We start from the raw sequence: 22889 nt of genomic DNA, 5'->3' as shown, positions 1-22889 counted from the left end.
ATGCTTCGCGCTCTATATTTTGTTGTTATAGCGGTATGTATCATCCCAACCATTCCTGGGGTAGCGGGAGTCGTGGCTTCGTCACTGAGTTTCATCCCGCCCTTAGGTTTAAACGAGCCAACACTCAACGGGTTTAGCCAAGTCTTTCAATGGGAAGGGGCTTGGCACTCTATTGGCTTAAGCCTAGGCTCAGCAATTGCAAGCAGCTATATAGCCTGCTTCTTGACCTTTTGTATTCTTCAAGCCTCTTGGGGAAACAAGTTTTGGAGAAAGATTGAGTTAACGCTATCGCCAATGCTTGCCATTCCGCATGTGGCTTTCGCTATCGGCTTTGCTTTTTTGTTTAGCCCAACAGGGCTTGGCGCAAGAGCCGTGCATCACTTACTTGGTGAATCGGCTACAAGCTCTGAATTGGCTTTGCTGATAAAAGATCCTTACGCGTTTGGCCTAATCATAATGCTCGCACTCAAAGAAGTTCCTTTCTTGTTGCTGATGAGCATATCGATACTTCAACAAATTGATGTAGAACGTATCACTAAGGTGAGTGCATCACTCGGTTACAGCCGCGCTCAGATCTGGTGGAAGTGTATTTTCCCGCAATGGTTTACTAAGCTTCGCTTCCCAATGCTGGCTGTGCTCGCCTATAGCGTATCGGTTGTCGACATAGCTCTGATCATTGGCCCAACCAACCCGCCGACTTTTGCCGTTTTAGTATGGCAATGGTTCAACGATCCAGATCTTAATCTACTACCACGAGCTGCTGCTGGTGCGATCGTTTTATTTGGCTTGGCTTCGTTGATCATCGCCTTGGCGCGATTAGTTGAATGGGCAATTCTTAAATATTTTCGAACGTGGCAGTATTCAGGAAGAACAGGGGCTAACTTACCGGGGAAAACCGTATTCACAGCTCTTGCAGCTTTGTCACTGATGATCATTCCTTTGATGATTATCTGGAGTTTTGCTCAGCGCTGGCGCTTCCCTGATTTACTGCCTAGCCGCTACAGCATGCGCTTCTGGGAATTCGAGTGGGATGGCATCATGAGCACCGTTGGTCAAAGCTTATGGATTGGTCTGATTGCTGCTTCAACCGCTTTGTTGCTTGCGCTGATTGCTCACGAATACAGAATCAAATACAAGTGGCAAGTCCCAGGCTTTATTATCGCTATTCCAATGTTAATACCTCAACTGTCGGTGTTGTTTGGTATGCAGGTCACAACCCTCTACGTTGGCAGCAGTGCCTATGAGTTCTGGGTGATTTGGGCGCATGTTTTCTTTGCTTTCCCGTTTGTGTATCTGTCTTTGGACGGCCCGTGGAAAAGCTTCAATGATGGGTTGATTAAAGCCTCGCTTAGCCTAGGTAAATCGCCCTTTCAGAGTTGGTATTCGATCAAACTGCCCATTTTGCTTCCTGCCATCGCCTTCGCTTGGGCGGTTGGGATCAGTGTGAGTTTGGCTCAGTACTTGCCGACATTGATGCTCGGTGCTGGTCGTATTAGCACCATCACCACAGAAGCCGTTGCCCTAACCAGTGGTTTCGACCGCAGGGTAACCGCAATTTATGCCATTTGGCAGGCCTTGTTGCCTCTGTTCTTTTTCTCTTTAGCGATATTAGTCAGCCGACTTCAACTTAGATATCGCCGTCTTACTTTTAAAGGTTTTCTTACTAATGAGTCTGCACCTCAACGACCTCGCCATCCATAAAAACGGTGGTGATTCGCTGTTTTCAGCGCTAAACGTAACATTAGAATCAGGCCAAATATTGGCGTTGATGGGGCCAAGCGGCTGCGGAAAATCGACTTTGTTAGATGCCATCGCGGGTCACCTGAATGACGAGTTCTCATACTCTGGCACCGTTATTTTGAACGATATTCAGCTAGACGAGATCCCATCGCATCAGCGTGAAGTCGGCATTCTGTTTCAAGATGACTTGTTGTTTCCACACCTAAAAGTATGGGAGAACTTGGCCTTTTCGTTACCAAACTCGGTTAAGGGTTCAGATCGCCAACAACAAGCAATGGAAGCATTAAAAGACATTGAACTGACCCGCTTGGCTGAGTCGTTTCCCGACCAAATATCTGGCGGCCAGCGAGCAAGAATTAGCTTAACTCGTATGCTATTGGCGAAACCGAAATTGGCGTTGCTTGATGAGCCGTTTAGTAAGCTCGACCAAGAACTTAGAGCCCAGTTTCGTGACTGGGTATTTGAGCAACTCACTAAAGCGAATATTCCGACATTAATGGTGACGCACGACCAAGCCGATGTTCCTCAAGGGGCAAAAGTTCTGTCTTGGCCATGGAGAAGTAATTATGCTGGATAAGTACTCTATTAAGATCATTAAGTGGCCATTAAATCAATCAGCCAAACTACTTAATAGATTCGGTATCACAGCCAACCAAACCACCCTGTTTGGGTTTCTGGTTGGATGTTTAGCGTTTCCAGCATTGGCATTTCAACAATACGAATGGGCGTTAGGGTTTATTGTATTTAACAGGGTTTGCGACGGGCTTGATGGAGCCTTGGCTCGAATCCAAGGCATTAGTGATGCGGGCGGTTTCCTCGACATTAGCCTCGATTTTCTTTTCTACTCGTTAATCCCCTTTGGCTTTGTTATCGCCAACCCAGAACACAACGCCATTGCCGGTGCATTTTTGATTTTCTCTTTTATCGGCACAGGCAGTAGCTTTTTAGCGTTTGCGGTTATGGCTGGTAAGCGAGGCATTGAAAACCCAGTCTATAAACATAAGTCTCTCTATTACATGTCTGGACTAACCGAAGGCACAGAAACCATCGCTTGTTTCATTGCTTTCTGTATTTGGCCTCAACACTTTGCAGTTATCGCTTATACCTTTGGCGCTGCGTGTTGGCTGACTACGTTTATGCGTATTTACTTTGGGTTTCAGACACTCAAGAATCAAACCAACTAGTGTGAATTTCCGCATCCCTCATAGACAAAAACGCCGCTCAATATGAGCGGCGTTTTTATATTCTAGCTAACACTTAAACCTAATTAGGCATCTGCAGAAGCGCTAATTTTAAATCTCAACACCTTCAAGCTTGAATCAAGGTCGACATCGACAAACTCAGGTGGGTTGTCCAGACGCTCAATGAATTCAACGCTTGGCGCTTCTTCTACCATCGTCTCAATTAGGAAGTTTGGCGATACTGCTGGTGAGTTAACACAAGCAATCACTTCTCCACCTTCTGTTAGAAGATCAGGCAAGCGACGTAAGATCTTTTTGTAATCTTTAGTTAAAGCAAAGCTGCCTTTTTGGAACGAAGGTGGATCAATGATAACTAGCTCGTAAGGGCCGCCCTTCTTGATTTTCCCCCACGACTTAAAGATATCGTAACCAAGGAAGTTAACCGAGCGCATGTCGTGATCATTCAAGCGGTGGTTATCACGGCCTTTATTTAGAGAGCCGCGCGACATATCTACGTTCATGCATTGGCGAGCGCCACCAGCGATAGCCGCGACAGAGAAACCACAAGTGTATGCGAACAGGTTAAGAACATTCTTATCCTTGGCATTGTCTTGTACCCACTGACGACCATTACGCATGTCGAGGAACAAGCCAAAATTCTGATTACGACCAATGTCTAGTTGGTACTTAAGACCGTGCTCAACCACAACGGGTGAATCATTAAGTTTGCCCCATAACACTTCTGAAGGCGCACCATCGGCATAACGATGTTGCAGAACAATACTGGAGCCCTGCTTTGCTTGCCAGATGTCTTTATTAGTCAAATCAACCAATCCAGCTTTAAGAGATGATAAGAATTCGTCATCCACTTCTTTGAATACGTTAACTAATAACTGCCCATCAACCCAATCACATGTCAGTTGATCTAGGCCTGGCCAAAACTTACCACGACCGTGAAAAATACGGCGTAGTTCATTCGGCACTTCATTAAGTTGCTGTTCAATATGACTAAAAAACAGAGGTAAAGCTGATGCTTCCATTATTTCACTCACTTAGTGTTTAGCTTTGGCCAAGTTAATGACCAAGGTTCAAGCCAGTTGTCTAAACCATTAGACACGATCTCTTGATGCCACTTCTCACCCAAGGAGTTTAGGCTTCTTGGATCGCAGACATAGTCGTAGGCTTGTGATTGATAGGTAAATCGAATCGCGAAGGCATGCAGATAACCTCTGTCAGCCTCACTCGATGGATTATAAATAGGGTCACCAACAATGGCTGAGCCGATCGACTTCATCGCGACACGGATCTGGTGAGTTCGCCCCGTATAGGGTTTACATAAAAATAGACGCTCACCGGGTTCAGCCGTTGCAGATAAAAACTGGGTAATCGCTGGGTTTTCTTTGCTTGTCAGTAACTTCCAGCTCGAGCGTCGTGAACGCTCCATATCTCCTGAAATCAGCCCCTGCTTTTTCTTAGGCTTCTTCGAACCAATCGCAAGGTAGTACTTCTCAACTTCACGCTTTGCAAATAGCTGTGAAAGCTCACTTGCTGCCGAGGCATTTTTTGCCAGCAGTAGAATACCTGAGGTCATTTTATCGAGACGATGGACTAGGTATAACTTCGGCTCGTTGATTGCCTTAGCAACTTCTTGCAACAACATGGTATCGCCATCGTCTTTATGGACGCTGACGCCAGGATGTTTGTTTATGAGTAAAAAATCAGAGTGGTTCAGAAGAATGTCGAACATTTAAAGGCTAGCTCCATTGTAGAACGTGGAGTATACCGTGTCTGAACCCAGATTCCAGCTACGAAAAAGCCCAACTCACTCAATAAATATTGAATCATCGGGCTTCTTTTCAGCAAGTAGCGATCAGTGCTTGGTCTTCACTCTATTAGCATTCGGAAAATAGAACAAAGCCACCCGCCCTACGCTAGTTTGAACTTACCGACTAATGCTTCTAGCTCAGCAACTTTAGCGTTCAAGCCTGAGGTATTTTCAGAGCTGCGAGTCGCTAATTGCAAAGACTGCTCAGAAATATCACTGATCGCCGTAATATCCGCTGCAATTTCTTTGGTCACCGCTGTCTGTTCTTCTGCCGCGGTAGCGATAGAATTGACCATGCTTTGTACGTTTCCAGCACCACTTACAATCGCTTCTAGCGCCGAAACTGCGCCAGAGCTTTGCTCAACACCAATCTCAACTAGACGACAGTTATCTTGAGTGTAAGTCACCGCTTCTTGCGTACCAGATTGAATCGACTGAATGATACCAGACACTTCTTGAGTCGCTTTGGTCGTTCTCTCTGCCAGTGCTCGTACTTCATCAGCAACCACTGCAAAGCCACGTCCAAACTCGCCAGCACGTGCCGCTTCAATCGCAGCATTCAGCGCCAGTAGGTTAGTTTGCCCAGCGATGTCTTCGATTACCTTAATAACGCTGCCAATCTGTTCACCATGTGAACCTAGCGTATTCATTTGTACCGACATGTCGCTCATTTGAGTCGACACTTGTTGGATACTTGCCACCATTTCAACAATCACGTTACGGCCATCTTCTGCTGACGTTTCTGAGCGACGCGCCTCTTCATAAGTAGAAGTACCTTGCTGAGCGACTTCCGAAATAGTCAAGCTTAGCTCTTCTGCGGCAGTCGCAATCAGGTTAGCTTTATCAGCTTGTGCAGAGGCACCAGAAACGATGTCTTGACTGATTGATGATAGCTCACCTGTCACCGATTGAACTTGGTTCGTCACAGAAGAGATTGAACCCAATAGGTCGACCAAAGATTTCTGCATCTGGTTAATCGACGTAGCGAGATCGGCCAGTTCATCGCCAGAATCATCAACAATATCTCCAGCAGTAAGGTCGCCATTTGCCACGCGTCGCGCAACTTGTTCAACACGAGTTAGACGGTTAGTGATGGAGCTAGATAATACAAACGCAATCACACAACCAAACACAATCGCAATGGCAGACAACACCATGATGGTACGTTCGATGGTGGTAAACGAATCGGTTAATACAAGCAGCGATTGTTCTGTATCGGCACGCTCACTTGCAGACGCTTGGTCCAGTAAGTTTTCAACCGGGATTAGATTGCTCTCATATAAGGAGCGAAGCTGCTGGATATTCGATAACAGCGCAGACTCATCGTTGATCATAGGTACAAGCTTAGATTCAAACTCTTGAGTAAAGCGCCCCATCAGGTCTTCAATTCGCTCAATACGGCGATGGTCTTCTGAACCTCGACTCTCTAAACGTTTTGCTTCTTTAATAGCCTGAGCAAATTCATTCTTGTTGGTTCGATAATCATTAAGCGCATTGTCGGCCTGAGTAATCGCACCAAGTGCATCGCGATAAACATCCCCGGCTTCATCTATCAATACAAGGTAGGTCACCGTTCCCGGTACATCATCCATCCTAATTTCATCAGCGCTCTTGTGAGCTCCAATGACTTCTATCCATACAATACCGACTAACGTGACAAGCACCGCCAATATAGAGCCAAACCCGGCGTACAACTTCTTCCTAACTGACAATTTCACACAACACCTACTTAAATAAAATACAGCTCAATCAGCTATTACTTTTCATTATATCGGCTACCAGACCAATAACTTTAAGTATTTATTTTTCTTTGATAATTAAGTTAGTAGCATAAAAAAACGGGAGCCAATGGCTCCCGTTTCTTAACTTACTTTAACTCGCGATTGTGCTACTAAGAGCTATGGTTTCTAAGAGCTTTAGCTTCTTAGAACTATAACTTCTTAGAGATGACCGCAGAGCCAGCAATGATACCAATACCTAGTAGCATGATTGCACCTTTACCGCTGTCGAAGCCAGAAGAGATACCCATGAACGCTACGATAGCGATAGCTACTGGGATGATGTACTTAACAAGTGTGTACCATAGACCGAATAGAGGGAAAGATACTTCACCGTCGTTAGTGATTTCTTTCTCTAGGTCAGCACGGTTTAGTCTCCAACCAGCGAAGATACATACCAACATACCGCCAACTGCTAGGAAGATTTTATCCGTTAGTAAGTCGAAGATATCGAATGCACCAGTACCAAACAATGTTGGACCGAAGCCGCCAAGTGATAGAGAAGCGAAGATACATAGAATCGCCATCACTACACTTGCAGACAGTACTGCAGTCACACGCTTCATGCCTTTCTCATCGATTAGGTACGAAACCACAACTTCAAGTAGAGATACTGAAGAAGTTAGTGCCGCAACACTTAGACCAACGAAGAACATTAGAGCAAATAGAAGACCAACTACGCCGCCCATTTCAGCGAATAGCTGAGGAACAACAACGAATACTAGACCAGGACCCGCTGCAGGTTCCATACCGAATGCGAACATTGCAGGGAACATAGCTACACCAGCTAGGATAGCAACGCCTGTATCCATCGCCGTAACCATAGCTGTAGTTTGAACTAGGTTCTCTTTCTTCTTAAGGTAAGAACCGTAAGTCAACATACAACCCATACCAAGAGATAGTGAGAAGAATGCTTGACCTAGTGCAGCTAGAATTACACCGCTGTCTACTTTAGAGAAGTCAGGGCTGAATAGGAATTCAAGACCAGCCATCGCGCCCGGAAGCATTAGGCCTTTGATTGATACCACGATAAGGATGATGAAAAGAAGTGGCATCAGAATCTTACCCGCTTTCTCAATACCGCCAGAAATACCTTTCATAACGATGACAACGTTAAGTAGTAGGTATAGGCCCATCCACATAAGTGGTTGAACTGGGTTTGAGATAAAGCCACCGAAGCTGTCACCAATTGCTTCAGGTGCGTCTAGTAGACCACCAGCAATCTTACCGATGTATGCGATAGACCAGCCACCTACTACAGGGTAGAAACCCATGATTAGTAGACCACTGACTACGCCGATAACACCAGCGAACGTCCAACGACGGTCAGTTGATTTAAATGCACCTACTGCTGATTTTTGCGTATGACGGCCAATCGCAAATTCAGTCAGCATGACACTGAAACCGATGAAGATTACAAAAAACAGGTAAATTGCAACGAATGCACCGCCGCCACTTTCGCCTGCTGTGTAAGGGAATTTCCAGATGTTACCTAGACCAACAGCAGAACCTGCTGCAGCCATTACGAATCCTAACTTCGAACCCCAGGTATCGCGGGGTGTTGTGGTTGTATTACTAGTAGCCACGTGTACTCCAAACTTTTGTGTTGTGTGATGTTGTGTTTTGCTTTGGGTGGCGTCTTTAAAAGATAAGGTGTATAAAAAGATTTACACACTTAAAAGATTTGATTGACGCTCGTTGTATGGCAAGTAAACCAGTTTAAGAATAAAATTGGAAGTCCGAACCGTACATATTTCGTTACCAATGTAAATTTTTATGGTTAAATGCCGTCTTTTTATACAAAACAATCGTTTTCGTCTTAAGTTAACCAAAACTTAACAACTATAACCTGTTTACAGCTTTTGCTCTATTTTGTAAATAGTTGATTCCTTAAATTCCCATATCCTCAAAATAGCATTACTATCTAAGTGTCTCTTTTTTCGAGTATTCAATGTGGAAAAGCTCTACCATTTTTTAACTTTAGCTTCCGTTGCTTTGTACTGGGTTCTCGTCGCCGGTGTGACCTTTCGTGTCGTACTAAAACGACGCTCTGTCAGCGTTTCTCTCGCGTGGTTGATGGTTATCTACATTATCCCGATTGTTGGCGTGGCCTGTTACTTCCTTTTCGGCGAGCTAAACCTAGGTAGAAAGAGGGCTGAGCGCGCACATCGCATGTTTACTCCGTTCGGTGATTGGTTCCGCCAATTAAATGATTGTCAGGTTCACCTCCCAGGTAAAGTTGGCTCCCCAATCCACAAGATTGATGAGCTTTGTAATAATCGAATGGGTATTCCTGCACTTAGTGGAAACACACTTTCACTGCAAGCTTCACCCAATGAGATCCTTCACGCAATTATCGAAGATATAGAAAACGCACAAACCAGTATCAAAATGGTTTTCTATATTTGGCATCCTGGTGGTCTAACCGACTCCGTAGCCTCTGCACTGATTCGAGCGGCCAAGCGTGGCGTAGATGTTAAGGTTTTACTCGATTCAGCAGGTAGTCCACGCTTTTTCAAAAGCCATTGGCGTTCAATGATGAAAGACGCAGGTGTGCAAGTTGTGCAAGCATTAGAAGTAAGCCCATGGCGTATTTTCTTACGTCGCCTTGATTTAAGACAGCACCGTAAGATCATCGTGATTGATGAATCCATCGCCTATACCGGTTCAATGAATATGGTGGATCCGGCGCATTTCAAGCAGAGTTCAGGCGTTGGTCAATGGATCGACGTAATGGTCCGAGTCACGGGGCCAACCGTTAACGTGCTTTCGGCTATTCATGGTTGGGATTGGGAAGTAGAAACAGGCGAACGCATTCTTCCTGATTTACCTGAATGCCCGATTGAAGAAATAATGACGCACCATCCGGTTCAGGTCGTTCCGTCTGGCCCTGGTATGCCGGAATATTTGATCCTACAAGTTCTGACTATTGCCATTAATCAAGCCAATCGTTCTGTGCGCATCACTACGCCTTATTTTGTACCGAGTGCCGACTTGTTAGAGACGCTTAAAATGACAGCGCAAAGGGGCGTAAACGTCGAACTGATCATTCCGCATAACAACGATTCATTGATGGTTAAATGGGCTTCTCGCGCTTTCTATACAGAGTTACTTGAAGCTGGCGTTAAGATTTACGAATTTTACGGTGGCCTTCTTCACACCAAATCGGTAGTGATTGATGAAGAGTTTTGCTTAATCGGAACGGTCAATATCGACATGCGTAGCCTTTGGCTAAACTTCGAAGTGACGCTAGCCGTTGATGACGTACACTTCACCAAGCAACTGTTTGATTTGCAGCAATCCTATATTGAATCATCTCATCCAGTGGAATTGGAGCAATGGGAGCAGAGAAATTTACGTAACCGCTTCTTCGAACGATTGTTCTATTTGTTCAATCCCCTGCTGTAATCCAATCAATGGACCCACTGCGACTCATATCTCTCTGCTTATCAGATTTTTGACCTTTCACGATAAACGACGTGAAAGGTTAAAAAGCGAAAGAAAAGCATAAAAACTCTCCCTCTGCTCTTGCTTTGAATGCTATTGGCATGTTTTAAATAGGACATAACCGATTGATAAGGAATTCACAGCATGTCCGAGAACAAAACCACTAAACTGATCACTGCTGGTCGTGATAAGAAGTGGACCAATGGTGTCGTTAACCCACCAGTACAGCGCGCCTCTACTGTCGTGTTCAACTCAGTAGAAGAAAAGCGTAAAGCTACGATTAATCGCGCTAATAAAACGCTTTTTTACGGACGCCGTGGAACCAACACTCACTTCGCTTTCCAAGATGCCATGGTTGAAGTCGAGGGCGGCGCAGGCTGTGCACTTTACCCTTGTGGTACTGCAGCCATTTCAAATGCCATTCTTTCTTTTGTAGAAACAGGCGATCATATTCTGATGGTCGACACCTGCTACGAACCGACGCGTGATTTCTGTGACACCATCATGAAGAAGATGGGTGTAGAGACGACCTACTACGAGCCAACGATCGGTGAAGGCATCCAAGACCTTATTAAGCCAAACACTAAGGTGCTGTTTACCGAATCTCCGGGCTCAGTCACCATGGAAGTGCAAGACATTCCAACGCTAGCGCGTATTGCTCATGAACACGACATCATCGTGATGCTAGATAACACATGGGCTGCTGGTGTGAACTTCTCACCGTTTGATTTTGGCGTTGATATCTCGATTCAAGCTGCGACCAAATACATTGTTGGTCACTCTGATGTGATGTTAGGTACTGCTGTTGCCAACGAGAAGTGTTGGGATCAACTAAGAGAACAGAGCTATTTGATGGGGCAATGTGTATCACCAGATGACGCTTACCTTGCCCTTCGTGGTATTCGTACTCTTGACGTTCGACTACGCCAACATGCAGAGAGCAGTTTGAAAGTCGCAAAATGGTTGGAGACTCGACCTGAGGTTGATCATGTTCGTCACCCTGCCCTTGAGTCTTGCCCAGGCCATGAATTCTTCAAACGAGATTTCACTGGTGGTAATGGCTTGTTCTCTTTCGTGCTGAAGAACTCAAATACAAAAGCAACCACAGCGCTGCTTGATGGTATGACGCACTTTAGTATGGGTTACTCATGGGGTGGCTTTGAAAGCTTAATTCTAGCGAACGAACCGAACAGCTTTGATAGCCTAAGAACAGTAGCGAACCCTAACTTCACAGGAACCTTGGTACGTGTTCATATCGGCTTAGAAGACGTTGATGATCTGATTGCAGACCTAGAGGCTGGATTGGAGCGTTACAACGCGCTCGTTTAATTTAAAGCGTTAGCAGACTCAGACCAAAAAGGCAGGATATTCCTGCCTTTTTCAGATTAGCGCATGTCCCGTCCTGAAATGTGTTTACACATTGAGGACTAATGATGACCATTCCAAATAAACACTACATTAAGCGCACTCAGCGTGATTACACACTAGGCTTTAAATTACAGGTTGTAGACGCCATTGAAAAAGGCGACATGACCTATAAACAAGCCCAATCAATTTACGGCATACAAGGTCGTTCAACCGTTCTTACTTGGTTAAGGAAGCATGGAAAAATGGATTGGACTACCAATCCAAGGAAGAACACGATGCCTAAATCACCAAGAGCAAATGAAACACCTGCCCAAAAAATAAAACGGCTTGAACAAGAGCTCGAAGATGAACGTCTTAGATGCCTTCTTCTCAACAGAGTTGTCGATATTCTTGACGCTGAGCATGGGATGTCGCTAAGAAAAAAGTATATAGCGAAGGAGCAAGAAGCCTTCAAAAAGAGAGGAAAGTAAGCTTAAGTAAAGCTTGCTCATTGCTCGATATATCTCGTCAATGTGTCTATCAGAGAGAAAAACGTAAGAAAACTCGTCAGGCTGAGCTTGCTCCAGTGAAAGGAATGGTCCTTGAACTAAGACGCTTCATGCCTCGATTAGGAACTCGTAAGCTCTATTTCTTATTGAAACCTAAGCTGATAGCTATGGGAATAAAACTTGGGCGTGATGCTTTGTTTGATTACCTCAGAGAAGAGCGCTTACTCGTTAAGCCAAAACGGAGTTATACCAAAACAACGAACAGCAGGCACTGGATGAAAAAACATCCGAACTTGCTAAAAGAAGTTGTTCCTTCAAAACCCGAAGAGGTTCTGGTGAGCGACATCACTTATGTTCAATCGAACGAGGGCGTTCACTACTTGTCATTGGTCACAGATGCTTTCAGCCGTAAAATAATGGGGTATGAAGTCAGCAATGAAATGAAAGCGAGCGATGTTGTGAAGGCTTTAGATATGACGGTAAAAACTCGATGTTATCGTCATGCGACAATCCATCACTCAGATAGAGGGCTTCAGTATTGCTCAAACCTCTATCAAGAGAAACTTAAAAAGTATGGCATAACACCATCAATGACAGATGGTTATGACTGTTACCAAAACGCTTTAGCTGAGCGGGTCAATGGTATCCTCAAGCAAGAGTTCTTGCTTACTCAGTGCAAAGATCTTCGCGAGTTGAAAACACTTGTTGAAGAGTCGATATATACGTACAACGAAATGAGGCCACATCTCAGCCTAGGTATGAATACGCCAAATAAGATGCATGAAAAAAGCCAGCAACTTGCGTTACTGGCTTACTAAAATCGTCAACGTATTTTAGGACGAGACAGCATTAGACACATCGCTTTAAAAAGCTACTGAACGTCAAAGCACGCCCAATTGAAAATTTCAGAGCGGTGTTCATTGAACAAGTACAAAGACTGATCCTTAACTGCAATAGCGTAATCAATCGTCACCCCTTTATACTCACTATATTCATTGTTAATAATTGGATCATGGAAAGGGGTCGCCGTTCTCACATCTATAATGCTCATCGACAAATTATTCCCATCAAGCTCATAGTGCCCGAAATACAGATTTTCCATAGTACTCTCCTTACCGTCTTGCTCTGTAATCGTCACAAACTCTCTCATGCTAAAGGTATGGTCAGATTGAAAAGTAAGGCTTATACGCTCATAAAGCGATTGATATGGTTGGAATGCCTGAGATAAAAAATCAGTTTTAATCGTTTTGCAATGCCATCGAGTGCCCGCTAATACGTTCTGTTCTGGCAAAAAACTTACAGCAGCAATTACCACCAAAATGAGTAACCCAATTAGTCGCAAAAGTAACTCCTCTTCTTCATATACTGAGCAAAGGAATCAAAAGACGACTCTACATTGAAAACCGAAGCACTATAATTCAGAGCCTCACCATCTTTCCTTTGAATCAACATGTATAACGCGTCATCTTCGGGTTGGTCGACTGATGGGTAAATACGGACAAAGACATCAATGTTACAGTGGCTCGGTATCACCGCTGTAAGCTTTTGAGTGACCGCAGGCAACGAATAGGAGTCATTATGAGCAATATGGAAGAAGTAGTGGTTGGTATTGTCGGTATAACTGTCACGATATTCCGCTTTATCAATAAAATAAGGCAGGGGCGTATAGTAGGTTTGGAAAAGGTTGAACGTCGTTACTGCGACACAAACCAAAGCGAGTAAATAACCGGCTTTAGCGAGATGCGTATTACTTTTTGAATTTGAAGGTTCTAATTCAGCTGAGTTCAGTTCTTGGTTGGAAAACGTCTTGAGATCTGAATCAGGTGCCGTTGCCGTGTTAACGTCTGTAGAGATTTCAGTCGCAGCCAACACTTCTTGCTCGACAGGCGAAGAGTTTGTTTTAGATACCTTCTCAGTCGCTTGAGAAGGTACCTCTTCAGTGACTGTGAACCGGCTCAACTCGTCGATTTCAAGAGAATACCCTGTCTTACTAACGGTACGAATCGTCGCGCAACCACAAGTTACCCTAGACAGTGTTTTTCGAATCTTTGAGATAACGTTAGTCAGCGCTTGCTCTGAAACAATTACATTACCCCAACACCTATCAAATATCAGACCTCGCTCGATGCACTCACCGGCATTTTCAAGCAAGAATAGAAACACCTTACCTTCTAACGGCGCGATAGTTTCTACGTGGCCATCTTCACGCACAAACTGCCTAAGCAAGGGATCATAACGAGCATCACATATTTGGTAGATTTGTTGTTTCACTATCGTCTTCTAGGTTTGAATTCGGTCGCATATGATATTGAATAGTTTACAAATGACCAGTAAATTTTCCAATTTTCACGCAATTATTTCGCGACGAGAAATAACACTTTTATTTGTGTGTACAACCTTCTAAATGATCATTAACCATACCTGTCGCTTGCATAAACGCGTAACAGATTGTTTCCCCTACAAACTTAAAGCCTCTTTTTTTCAAAAACTTACTCATTGCCTTAGACCGCTCAGTAGAAGCAGGAACTTGAGACATCTCAGTCCAGTTGTTTTCTATCACCTTGTTATCGACAAATTGCCATAAAGCATTTGATAAAGAGCCAAACTCTTTCTGGAGTTCAAGTGTTGCTCGAGCATTACCGTATACAGAGGCGATCTTGCCCTTATGCTTAACCACATCGAAGTTTTCAATGATGTGCGGCACGTTGTCTTCATTCAACTCAGCTAGCTTGTTTAGATCGTAATTATCGAACGCGGCACGATACCCTTCACGCTTTTTAAGGATCGTAATCCAACTTAGGCCCGCCTGAGCGCCTTCTAAAGTAATGAACTCAAACAGAACTTGGTCATCATAAACAGGCACGCCCCACTCTGCGTCGTGGTACTCCCTTTCAAGCTCATGTTTAAGCGCCCATGCACACGTTCTATCCACTTTATTCGCTTCCATTTCGATAGTCTCTTTTAGTAATCGTACATAAAAATAATGCCCCAAATAGGGGCATTATTTCAAAGGTTAGTTGACGTTAAGCCACTTCAATTTTATGGAATAAACGATACAGCACAGGTACTACGATTAGCGTGAGTACAGTCGCAAAGCCTAAACCAAACATGATAGTTACTGCCATTGGTTTAAAAAAGATATCCGGTAGTAGAGGGATCATACCAAGAATGGTGGTGATCGCTGCCATACATACCGGACGAACACGACTCAGTGCCGCATCAACAACCGCGACATACGGATCTTTACCGGACTTCATCTCAATCTCAATTTGATCAAGCAGTACGATACCGTTCTTAAGTAGCATCCCGGATAAACTCAAGAAGCCTAGCAATGCCATGAAGCCAAATGGTGTATTCAAGGCTAATAAGCCTGTCGTTACCCCGATTAGCGCTAATGGAACCGTTAGCCAAACAATCAGCGGCTCTTTGACCGAGTTGAACAAGAACACGGTAATCAAGAACATGAACAGGTAACCCATCGGCATAGTGGTAAACAGTGACGCTTGTGCATCAGCAGATGACTCATATTCACCACCCCACTCCAACGAATAACCCGGAGGCATCTCAATCGCTTCAATTTGTGGCTGTAAGCGTTTCTGTAACGTCGAAGCCGTTTCTTCACCCAATAGGTCGTTGTCGGCCATTACCGTCAGCATGCGCTTACGATTCTTACGGATGATAAGTGGATCTTCCCATTCCAATTCGTAGCCAAGCGTCACTTGCTGCAACGGAATATATTCGCTTAATGCCGGGCTCCAAATCTTCATACCTTCGATGTTGCGAATATCAACTCGCTCATCTTCAGGTAAACGAGCCACAATAGGCATCAGCGTAGTACCATCACGATACACACCAATCGACTTACCAGAGAAAGACATCGCTAGGAAATCATCAACGTCAGACTTGGTAATACCATAACGACGCGCTTGGCTTTCATTGAACTGAGGCTCTAAGACCTTAGTTCTTTCACGCCAATCATGACGAACGTTAAACGCTCCGTCATCGGCACGCATGATGTCCATAACTTGAGCTGCGATTGAACGTAGCACGGTTGGATCTGAACCGACGATTCGAGCCTCAATTTTCGCACCGCCACCAGGGCCTAATTCAATTTGCTTAAGTTTGTAATCAATTTCTGGGAACTGACTGTCAACGTGTTCACGGAAGCGACGCATCAGCCCCTCAAGCACCTGATAATCTTTCACACGAACCGTGATTTCGCCATACGCGCTATAACTCTTCTCGGGTGAGTAGGTCAACATGAAACGCTGCAGACCTTTACCGGCCGTGGTCGTGATATGTTCAACTTCACTTTGTTCCGACAACCAACTCTCAAGCACTCTCAACTTGGTATTAGTTGCTCGAATATCCGTACCTTCTGGCATCCAAACATCCACTTGGAACATTGGAGTAGTTGAAGATGGGAAGAATGCTTGTTTCACAAAGCCAAAACCGTACACACTCGCACCTAAACCAATCACCAGAACGATCATGGTTAGCCACGCGCGTTTCATACAGAACTCAAGGAAGTTTTTATAGATAACAAAAACCATCCCGTTGTATGGGTCTTTGCCTTCGTTATCGGGATCAACCTTCTGTCCTCTGAAGAAGATATCGGCAAAGAACGGCGTGATCGAGATGGCAGTAAACCAACTCAGCATCAATGAAATCAATAGTACCGTGAACAAGGTGCCACAGTATTCGCCCGTTGAATCTTCAGACAAACCAATTGGAGCAAACGCAGTGACCGCAATCACCGTTGCACCAAGCAGTGGCCATTTGGTTTGGGTCACGATATCAGTGGCGGCCTGCATCCGGGTTCGCCCCTTCTGCGTGCCGATCAATATCCCCTCCACCACCACAATGGCATTATCCACCAGCATCCCCAAGGCAATAACCAACGCGCCCAGTGAAATACGTTGAAGATCGATTTTGAAGTACTGCATGAAAATAAAGGTGCCGAATACGGTCAATAGCAGTATCAAACCAATCAACAGACCCGATCGTACTCCCATGAAGAACAGTAACACCACGATTACGATCGCAACCGCCTGCCCTAAACTCACCACAAATCCGCTTACCGACTTGTTCACCTCTTTAGGTTGGTTATAAACCTCGGAGATGTCGATACCGACGGGTTGTTGATATTTAAGCTCGGCGAGTCTTCGATCAAAGTCTTCACCCACAGCGACCACATTCACGCCTTGCGCAAAAGAGACACCCAGGTTAAGCGCGAGTTCGCCGTTATAACCAATGATGTTACTCGGTACCTCAACGTAACCACGAGTTACATTCGCCACATCTTTTAGATAGATAAGCCCTTGAGCGCCACCTTCCGTAAGAATCAAATCTCCAAGCTGTTCAACGTTTTGGAACTCACCGGTTGGATGGATTCGAATATATTCATCACCAATCCTTACCGCTCCTGCACTTGATACAATATTTTGAGTCGATAAAAGGTTAAATACCGTGCTTGGAGACAGACCCAGAGAGCTTATCCGTTTCATCGATATCTCAATGAACACTTGCTCTTGTTGTTGGCCGGAAACGGAGACTTTACTAACGCCATCAACCAACTCTAGCTCTCGCCTTAGGTAATCAATGTAATCCAGCAACTCTTTGTAGCTATAGCCATCCCCCGTCACCGCCAGCAAAATACCGTAAACATCACCGAAGTCATCGATGACTTGAGGATCATTGACGCCGGGTGGCAGTTCAACCTTGAGATCATTCACTTTTCGGCGAAGTTCATCCCATATTTGCGGAAGATCATCTGGGCCGTAGTTGTTCTTCATCGTCACCGTTACCTGTGATAGGCCGCGGCTAGAGATAGAGTTCACTTCGTCCACATAGGTAAGTTGTTGAATCGCTTTTTCTAATGGGTAAGTAACTTCTTCTTCAACTTGTTGAGGTGTGGCCCCTGGGTAAGAGGTCACAACCATCGCATCTTTGATAGTAAAGGCAGGATCTTCTAAACGACCCAAGCCGAAAAAGGCAGAGACACCACCAATAAGAAAGATCAGAGATAGCATCCAGCTAATGACTTTGTTACGTATAAAGTAAGAAGCAACACCTGTGATCTGATCATCACCCTGTTGATCGTCATTTTGGGGCTTGTTATTTACTTCACTCATTGTTCGTCTCCTGAGACAATACTTCCACTGTCATCCCATCTCGCAATCGCGATACGCCTGCAACAACGACATGCTGCCCCATTTCTAATCCTTTCATGATCTGCAATGTTTTCTGATTGGCTTTTCCTATTACGACTTGCTGTTTTGAGACGGTACTGTCGTCATTAAGCACCCATACATAAGAGTTCTGGCGCGTTAAATCATCGCCATCCGCATTAAACACAGCTTCGATTGGGATAAGTACCCCAGCTTTTAACTCCAAGCCGATATCTCGCCCATTTGACGTCACCTCAACGGCCATACCATCCAGAATCAAATCATCTTCCGGCATAGGTAGAGCAAGCGTCACCGTGAACGTGCCCGTGCTTGGGTCAGGTTCAGTGGTAAACTCCTTAATAGCCGCCGTGTATTCATTGCCACTGGGCACTCTTACCACAGCCTCAACATTCGATAACAGCTGTTCGCTAGGCTGATTCACGTAAATCTGGTCAGGCAGTTGGATAACAACCTCAACATCTTCGACACTGTGAATGTTCACCACCTGCTGGCCTACCTGAATATTTTCATATTGATCGACACTGACACGAGAAATGATCCCATCAACAGGGGCACGAAGCTTAGTGAACGACAAGCGCAGTTTTGCGAGTTCCAGCTCGGCATAAGCGATCTGGCGTTGAGCAGCAATTTCATCAAACTGTGACTTCGCCAATAAACCTTTCTTCACTAGCGGACTTGAACGTCTGTATTGACTGTTAATTACCGTGTAACGCGCCTGAGCATTGTCGACATCCAGTTGATAATCGGTAGGGTCAAGCTCTGCAATGATGTCTCCTTGTGAAACACGCTCACCTTCTTTCACATCAAGCTTATTGATTTCACCAGCGACTCGAAAGCTGAGATGAGCCTTCTCGGCAGCGTTTGCAACCGCAGGGAAATAGAGTTTGTCGCTAAAGTCGATGACTGAAATCTCGATAGCTTTAACCAAGGGCGTGTTATTCACTTCTACAACTTGTTTATCTTCACAAGCCGTAAGTAAAGCCAAACACGACAGTCCAGCGGCCACTTTAAGTGTTTTCATGTTATAGCCCCCTTTCCTTGATCCACTCTCGAACTTTAACGCCCGGTTCAAGACCATTAACACCAGAAGTTACGATGCGATCACCATCGTTCAACCCTGAAACAATATGGCGCTTTTCATCGATGATGATTGCGACATTTTCAACAATACCGTCGCTATTCACGCGCCACACAGAGACATCATCGCCATCAGTCATCATTGCTGATGTGGGAATTTTTGTGGCGGCCGCTAACGCTGAAACTAAATGAACTGTGCCTGACATACCCGGCAAAATACCAACATCGGTGGGTCTTTCCATTACCATGGTGACTTTGTACGACCCGGTTTTGGGATCCGCTTCAGTATCAACTTCTTGGAATGCTAAAGCGTAGGAGCTACCAGGGAAAGCATCAAAAACCATGGTTGCATCCGTCTCAAACCCTGAAGAAAAGCGCGTGATAAGTTGGTCGGGTAATAAGAATACGACTTTGAGGATTTGATTCGTTTGAATATTCATCACGCCTTGTTTGGCAGCGATATATTCATGGTTTTCAGCAGGAATTATGGAGATAGTACCATCGTAAGGCGCAACCAAAGTGGTATAACGTAGGTTGGCTTTTGCTTGGTTAAGCACCGCTTTAGCAGAATTATGATTAGCTTTCGCTTGGTCGAAGTCTTGCTCAGATACGACGCGATCTTTACGCAACTTAATGGAACGTTGGTATTGAACATCGGCAAGCTTAAAGTTGGCTCTCGCTTGCTTCTCTAACAACTGATATTCGTCAGGATTAAGCGTTGCAAGCCCATCACCTTTGGTAACCTGTTGACCAGATGTGACATCGATAGTCTGAAGTAGCCCTGGAACACGAAATGCCAGTACTGCTTTGTCACCCGCTTCTGTGGTGGCTGGAAAGCTACGTTCAAAGGCATTACTACCGACGGAGACAGTGAAGAGTTTGGCGGGTCTAGAATCAGGTTCAGGTACGGGAGGAAGCTCCTTACCACACCCAGACAACCCAGCTAAGGCTGTCAATAGGACAACGGAGGCTCTATACATTAGTGATCATCCATAACTATAAATATTTTTATAACATAGATTAATCACATGTAACTTACCAGTTATCGTAAGATTTATTTAGACAAAATTATTAAAAAAAATAACGGCTTGGAATAAATTTTCCTAAACCGTTATCTAATGTTTTTCAGGTTTACCACTACATGTTCTTAAATGCGCGATCGACTTTGAAAGTATCCGAAGTCACATAAGCTTCCATATTGCGGACACTGGTCTCTAATTTCTGGAAATCACCCTCTAAAGTGCCCAGTAACGACTCTGCGGTTTGCCCTTTTTCCCAAGGTTTTTGCTTGAGCGTGTGCTCCTGTTTAGCCTTCATTTGATCGACATACTGAGGTGGTTGTTTTTCAAGCATAAATGTCAAAGCTACATACGCTAATAACACCAAAAAGCTACCACCAAGCAGTGCCGCCGAGATAACCAAGATACGAACCAACCACACTTCAAGGCCAAAGTAGTTCGCTAACCCTGCACACACACCGGACAGCTTACCGTTAATAGGATCGCGATACAGTTCTCTACTCATAGTTTCGTCTCCAGTTAGGTGACTCCGCATCCAGTATTTTTTCTAGTGTTTTCACTCGGTCTTGCATCGATTCAGCTTGAGCAGAAAGCTTGTGCAAACGCTGAAGATCCGTTTCCGAAAGACCATTACTGGATTTCTTCTTGCTGCGGTAATGTAAGAACAACCATAGCGGTGCCACGAAGATTAAAAAGACAATCAGTGGGCCTGCAATTAGAAATGTTGACATAGACAACTCCTAAATTATTTATCGCGGTTTTCAACTTGTTGCTTCAGTTTCGCCAGCTCTTTTTCAATTTCATCTTGAGCTTGTAGATCTGCAAATTCTTGGTCTAACGATTTTGCGTTACCTGTTTTCGCGTAAACGTCCGCTTCGGCTTCTAATTCATCCACTTTACGCGAGAATTGCTCAAACTTCGCCATAGCTTCGTTGGTTTTGCTTGAATGCAGATGTTTTTGAACATCACGACGATTGCTCGCAGCATTATTACGAATCATCAATGCTTGCTGCTTTGCGCGAGTTTCTACGATTTTGGTTTCGAGCTTACCAATTTCACTGGTCAGCTTTTCGATGGTTTCGTGAACCAAGGTTTGCTCTGTGTGAAGGCTTTTGATTATATCTTCAAGTTTTTGCTTTTCGATTAGCGCCGCTCTAGCTAAGTCTTCACGTTGTTTAGTCAGTGCTAGTGTCGCTTTGTTTTGCCAATCTAGAATCTGAGTTTCGATAGCTTCAACTTTACGTGCTAACTCTTTTTTATCTGCGATAGCTTTAGCGGAGTTAGTGCGAACCTCAACCAGCGTATCTTCCATTTCTTGGATAATCAGGCGAATCATCTTTTCAGGATCTTCAGCCTTGTCTAAAAGTGCACTGATGTTCGAATTTACAATGTCTGCAAAGCGAGAAAAAATACCCATGAGGAACTCCTTAATTACAATGATGGCAAATGTGCTTTAAAGCGTTATTCGATTTCTCAATCCACTTGCTCAAAAATTTACGTTTGTTGTTAAACCTACCATAAGTAATCCAAGTAGCGTGCCAACTTTTAAGCCATTTATTATCAGACACTTACAATAAAATGGTGATTAACCCGAACCATGCTATGATGAATTTAGCCAAGTATTGGTATTTTTCACCACTACGACTCTTATACTTAAGCTATTTACATGACGTGGTTTAAATAAGGCTTTCTAAATCACATCCATCGGCGCTCAAATCACACAAGGACCCGCTATGCAGCAGAACCTCATTGGTGAATCACCTAGCTTTCTCTCCGTTTTAGATAAAGTATCCCAACTCGCACCAATAGAAAGACCGATTCTGATCATTGGCGAGCGTGGTACGGGTAAAGAGTTGATCGCACAAAGACTGCATTACCTTTCAAGGCGATGGGATCAGCCGTTGATCTCACTTAATTGCTCAACGCTCAGTGAGGGTTTGATTGATTCTGAGTTGTTTGGTCATGAGTCTGGTTCCTTTACTGGTTCAAAAGGTCGTCATCAGGGTCGATTTGAAAGAGCGGAAGGTGGAACACTGTTTCTTGATGAGCTCGCGACCACGCCCTTAGCCGTTCAAGAGAAGCTATTGCGTGTTATTGAATACGGGCAATATGAACGTGTCGGCGGACAAAAAGCTTTAAGTGCCAACGTAAGACTGGTTTGCGCGACCAACGCTGACTTGCCAGACATGGCATTAAGGGGCGAATTCAGAGCCGACTTATTGGACAGGCTCGCGTTTGACGTGATTACTATCCCCCCTCTTCGAGAGCGAAAAGAAGACATCACGCTGCTGGCAGAATACTACGCCATTAAGATGTGCCGTGAATTAGAATTGGAGTTGTTTGTTGGCTTTGCTCCGTCTGCCGTTGAGGCGCTGCTGGATTATTCATGGCCAGGGAATGTGCGAGAACTCAAGAACGTTATTGAGCGGGCAGTCTACCAGCATGGTAAAGACCCATATCCTATTGAATCTTTGGTGTTTAACCCATTCAAACCCGCATGGAAAATAGATCAAGATTCCACGCATGAAATTGGCAATGCGCCGTCCAACAGCCATACTTCATCAGAGAGCTCGTTTTCTTTGCCACTTGATTACAAAGCATGGCAAGAACAACAAGACATCAAGCTGCTCAATCAAGCCCTAAAACAGAGCAAGTACAACCAGAAACAAGCAGCAGAATTACTTGGATTAACCTACAACCAATTACGTGGAATGGTGAGGAAGTACGCGATTGTCGGACAAGCTAACGATAAATAGCTGTCAGCACTTGATTATT

Annotated in this window: 20 protein-coding genes; 7 read left to right on the top strand and 13 right to left on the bottom strand. The window is 44.6% G+C overall.

The features are described from left to right. From OCU90_RS06035 to OCU90_RS06025, 3 genes are read left to right on the top strand one after another with little or no spacing between them, the layout of a single operon-like run. Positions 1–1701 (top strand): ABC transporter permease, encoded by a 1701-nt coding sequence (locus OCU90_RS06035; protein WP_061022616.1) that lies wholly within the window; start codon positions 1–3, stop codon positions 1699–1701. Next, positions 1667–2317, top strand: coding sequence for an ATP-binding cassette domain-containing protein (locus OCU90_RS06030; RefSeq protein ID WP_061022617.1), 651 nt, complete (start codon positions 1667–1669; stop codon positions 2315–2317). The genes OCU90_RS06035 and OCU90_RS06030 overlap by 35 nt, the downstream gene beginning before the upstream one ends. Further along, complete coding sequence (locus tag OCU90_RS06025) at positions 2307–2924, top strand: CDP-alcohol phosphatidyltransferase family protein (RefSeq protein WP_061022622.1); 618 nt, start codon at positions 2307–2309, stop codon at positions 2922–2924. Before OCU90_RS06030 ends, OCU90_RS06025 begins: the two co-directional genes overlap by 11 nt. An 83-nt stretch (positions 2925–3007) precedes the next feature. Here the strand turns inward: OCU90_RS06025 and OCU90_RS06020 are convergent, their stop codons facing one another. The 4 genes from OCU90_RS06020 to OCU90_RS06005 all read right to left on the bottom strand — a co-directional run bounded on the left by OCU90_RS06020 (position 3008) and on the right by OCU90_RS06005 (position 8110). Beyond that, complete coding sequence (locus OCU90_RS06020) at positions 3008–3961, bottom strand: class I SAM-dependent methyltransferase (RefSeq protein WP_061022623.1); 954 nt, start codon at positions 3959–3961, stop codon at positions 3008–3010. 8 nt (positions 3962–3969) lie between these two features. Next, a complete protein-coding gene (locus tag OCU90_RS06015) occupies positions 3970–4668 on the bottom strand; it encodes a TIGR01621 family pseudouridine synthase (RefSeq protein ID WP_017093180.1) in 699 nt (232 codons plus the stop codon). 179 nt (positions 4669–4847) lie between these two features. Further along, the gene (locus OCU90_RS06010; RefSeq protein ID WP_017090088.1) at positions 4848–6464 is read right to left on the bottom strand and encodes a methyl-accepting chemotaxis protein; all 1617 of its coding nucleotides are present in this window, start codon (positions 6462–6464) and stop codon (positions 4848–4850) included. A gap of 212 nt (positions 6465–6676) precedes the next feature. After that, a complete protein-coding gene (locus OCU90_RS06005) occupies positions 6677–8110 on the bottom strand; it encodes a sodium-dependent transporter (RefSeq protein ID WP_017093179.1) in 1434 nt (477 codons plus the stop codon). 367 nt (positions 8111–8477) lie between these two features. Between OCU90_RS06005 and cls the strand changes: the two genes are divergently transcribed. The 3 genes from cls to OCU90_RS05990 all read left to right on the top strand — a co-directional run bounded on the left by cls (position 8478) and on the right by OCU90_RS05990 (position 12645). Then, positions 8478–9932: a cardiolipin synthase gene (gene cls / locus OCU90_RS06000; RefSeq protein ID WP_004734615.1), complete on the top strand. Its 1455-nt coding sequence runs from the start codon at positions 8478–8480 to the stop codon at positions 9930–9932. Positions 9933–10115: 183 nt separating this feature from the next. Next, on the top strand, positions 10116–11300 hold the full coding sequence (locus OCU90_RS05995) for a cystathionine beta-lyase (protein ID WP_004734614.1): 1185 nt from the start codon (positions 10116–10118) through the stop codon (positions 11298–11300). Between the two features lie 104 nt (positions 11301–11404). Continuing rightward, a protein-coding gene (locus OCU90_RS05990; protein WP_372215422.1) for an IS3 family transposase occupies positions 11405–12645 on the top strand; the annotation gives its coding sequence in 2 pieces (ribosomal slippage) (positions 11405–11777 and positions 11777–12645; 1242 coding nt in all). Positions 12646–12698: 53 nt separating this feature from the next. Here the strand turns inward: OCU90_RS05990 and OCU90_RS05985 are convergent. The 9 genes from OCU90_RS05985 to pspA all read right to left on the bottom strand — a co-directional run bounded on the left by OCU90_RS05985 (position 12699) and on the right by pspA (position 21531). Next, positions 12699–13169, bottom strand: coding sequence for a hypothetical protein (locus OCU90_RS05985; protein WP_004734613.1), 471 nt, complete (start codon positions 13167–13169; stop codon positions 12699–12701). Then, positions 13160–14098, bottom strand: a complete 939-nt coding sequence (locus OCU90_RS05980; RefSeq protein ID WP_061022624.1) for a winged helix-turn-helix domain-containing protein — start codon at positions 14096–14098, stop codon at positions 13160–13162. The genes OCU90_RS05985 and OCU90_RS05980 overlap by 10 nt, the downstream gene beginning before the upstream one ends. Positions 14099–14207: 109 nt before the next feature. After that, on the bottom strand, positions 14208–14774 hold the full coding sequence (locus tag OCU90_RS05975; protein ID WP_061022625.1) for a DNA-3-methyladenine glycosylase I: 567 nt from the start codon (positions 14772–14774) through the stop codon (positions 14208–14210). A 76-nt stretch (positions 14775–14850) separates the two neighbouring features. Further along, positions 14851–17961, bottom strand: a complete 3111-nt coding sequence (locus OCU90_RS05970; RefSeq protein WP_017079006.1) for an efflux RND transporter permease subunit — start codon at positions 17959–17961, stop codon at positions 14851–14853. Next, on the bottom strand, positions 17954–19039 hold the full coding sequence (locus OCU90_RS05965; protein WP_029222096.1) for an efflux RND transporter periplasmic adaptor subunit: 1086 nt from the start codon (positions 19037–19039) through the stop codon (positions 17954–17956). Before OCU90_RS05965 ends, OCU90_RS05970 begins: the two co-directional genes overlap by 8 nt. Before the next feature lies 1 nt (position 19040). Next, a complete protein-coding gene (locus OCU90_RS05960) occupies positions 19041–20075 on the bottom strand; it encodes an efflux RND transporter periplasmic adaptor subunit (protein WP_017086192.1) in 1035 nt (344 codons plus the stop codon). Positions 20076–20232: 157 nt separating this feature from the next. Further along, positions 20233–20619: an envelope stress response membrane protein PspC gene (gene pspC, locus OCU90_RS05955; protein WP_029222097.1), complete on the bottom strand. Its 387-nt coding sequence runs from the start codon at positions 20617–20619 to the stop codon at positions 20233–20235. After that, a complete protein-coding gene (gene pspB / locus OCU90_RS05950; RefSeq protein ID WP_004734605.1) occupies positions 20612–20845 on the bottom strand; it encodes an envelope stress response membrane protein PspB in 234 nt (77 codons plus the stop codon). Before pspB ends, pspC begins: the two co-directional genes overlap by 8 nt. A gap of 14 nt (positions 20846–20859) precedes the next feature. Continuing rightward, positions 20860–21531, bottom strand: coding sequence for a phage shock protein PspA (gene pspA / locus OCU90_RS05945; RefSeq protein WP_017079001.1), 672 nt, complete (start codon positions 21529–21531; stop codon positions 20860–20862). 316 nt (positions 21532–21847) lie between these two features. On the opposite strand from pspA, the gene pspF reads away from it, so the two are divergent. Further along, positions 21848–22870 (top strand): phage shock protein operon transcriptional activator, encoded by a 1023-nt coding sequence (gene pspF, locus OCU90_RS05940; RefSeq protein WP_004734603.1) that lies wholly within the window; start codon positions 21848–21850, stop codon positions 22868–22870. Positions 22871–22889 lie beyond the last annotated feature (19 nt).

The sequence above is a fragment of the Vibrio splendidus genome (assembly GCF_024347615.1).
Lineage (GTDB): Bacteria > Pseudomonadota > Gammaproteobacteria > Enterobacterales > Vibrionaceae > Vibrio > Vibrio splendidus.
This window is presented reverse-complemented; position numbering and strand designations above follow the sequence as displayed.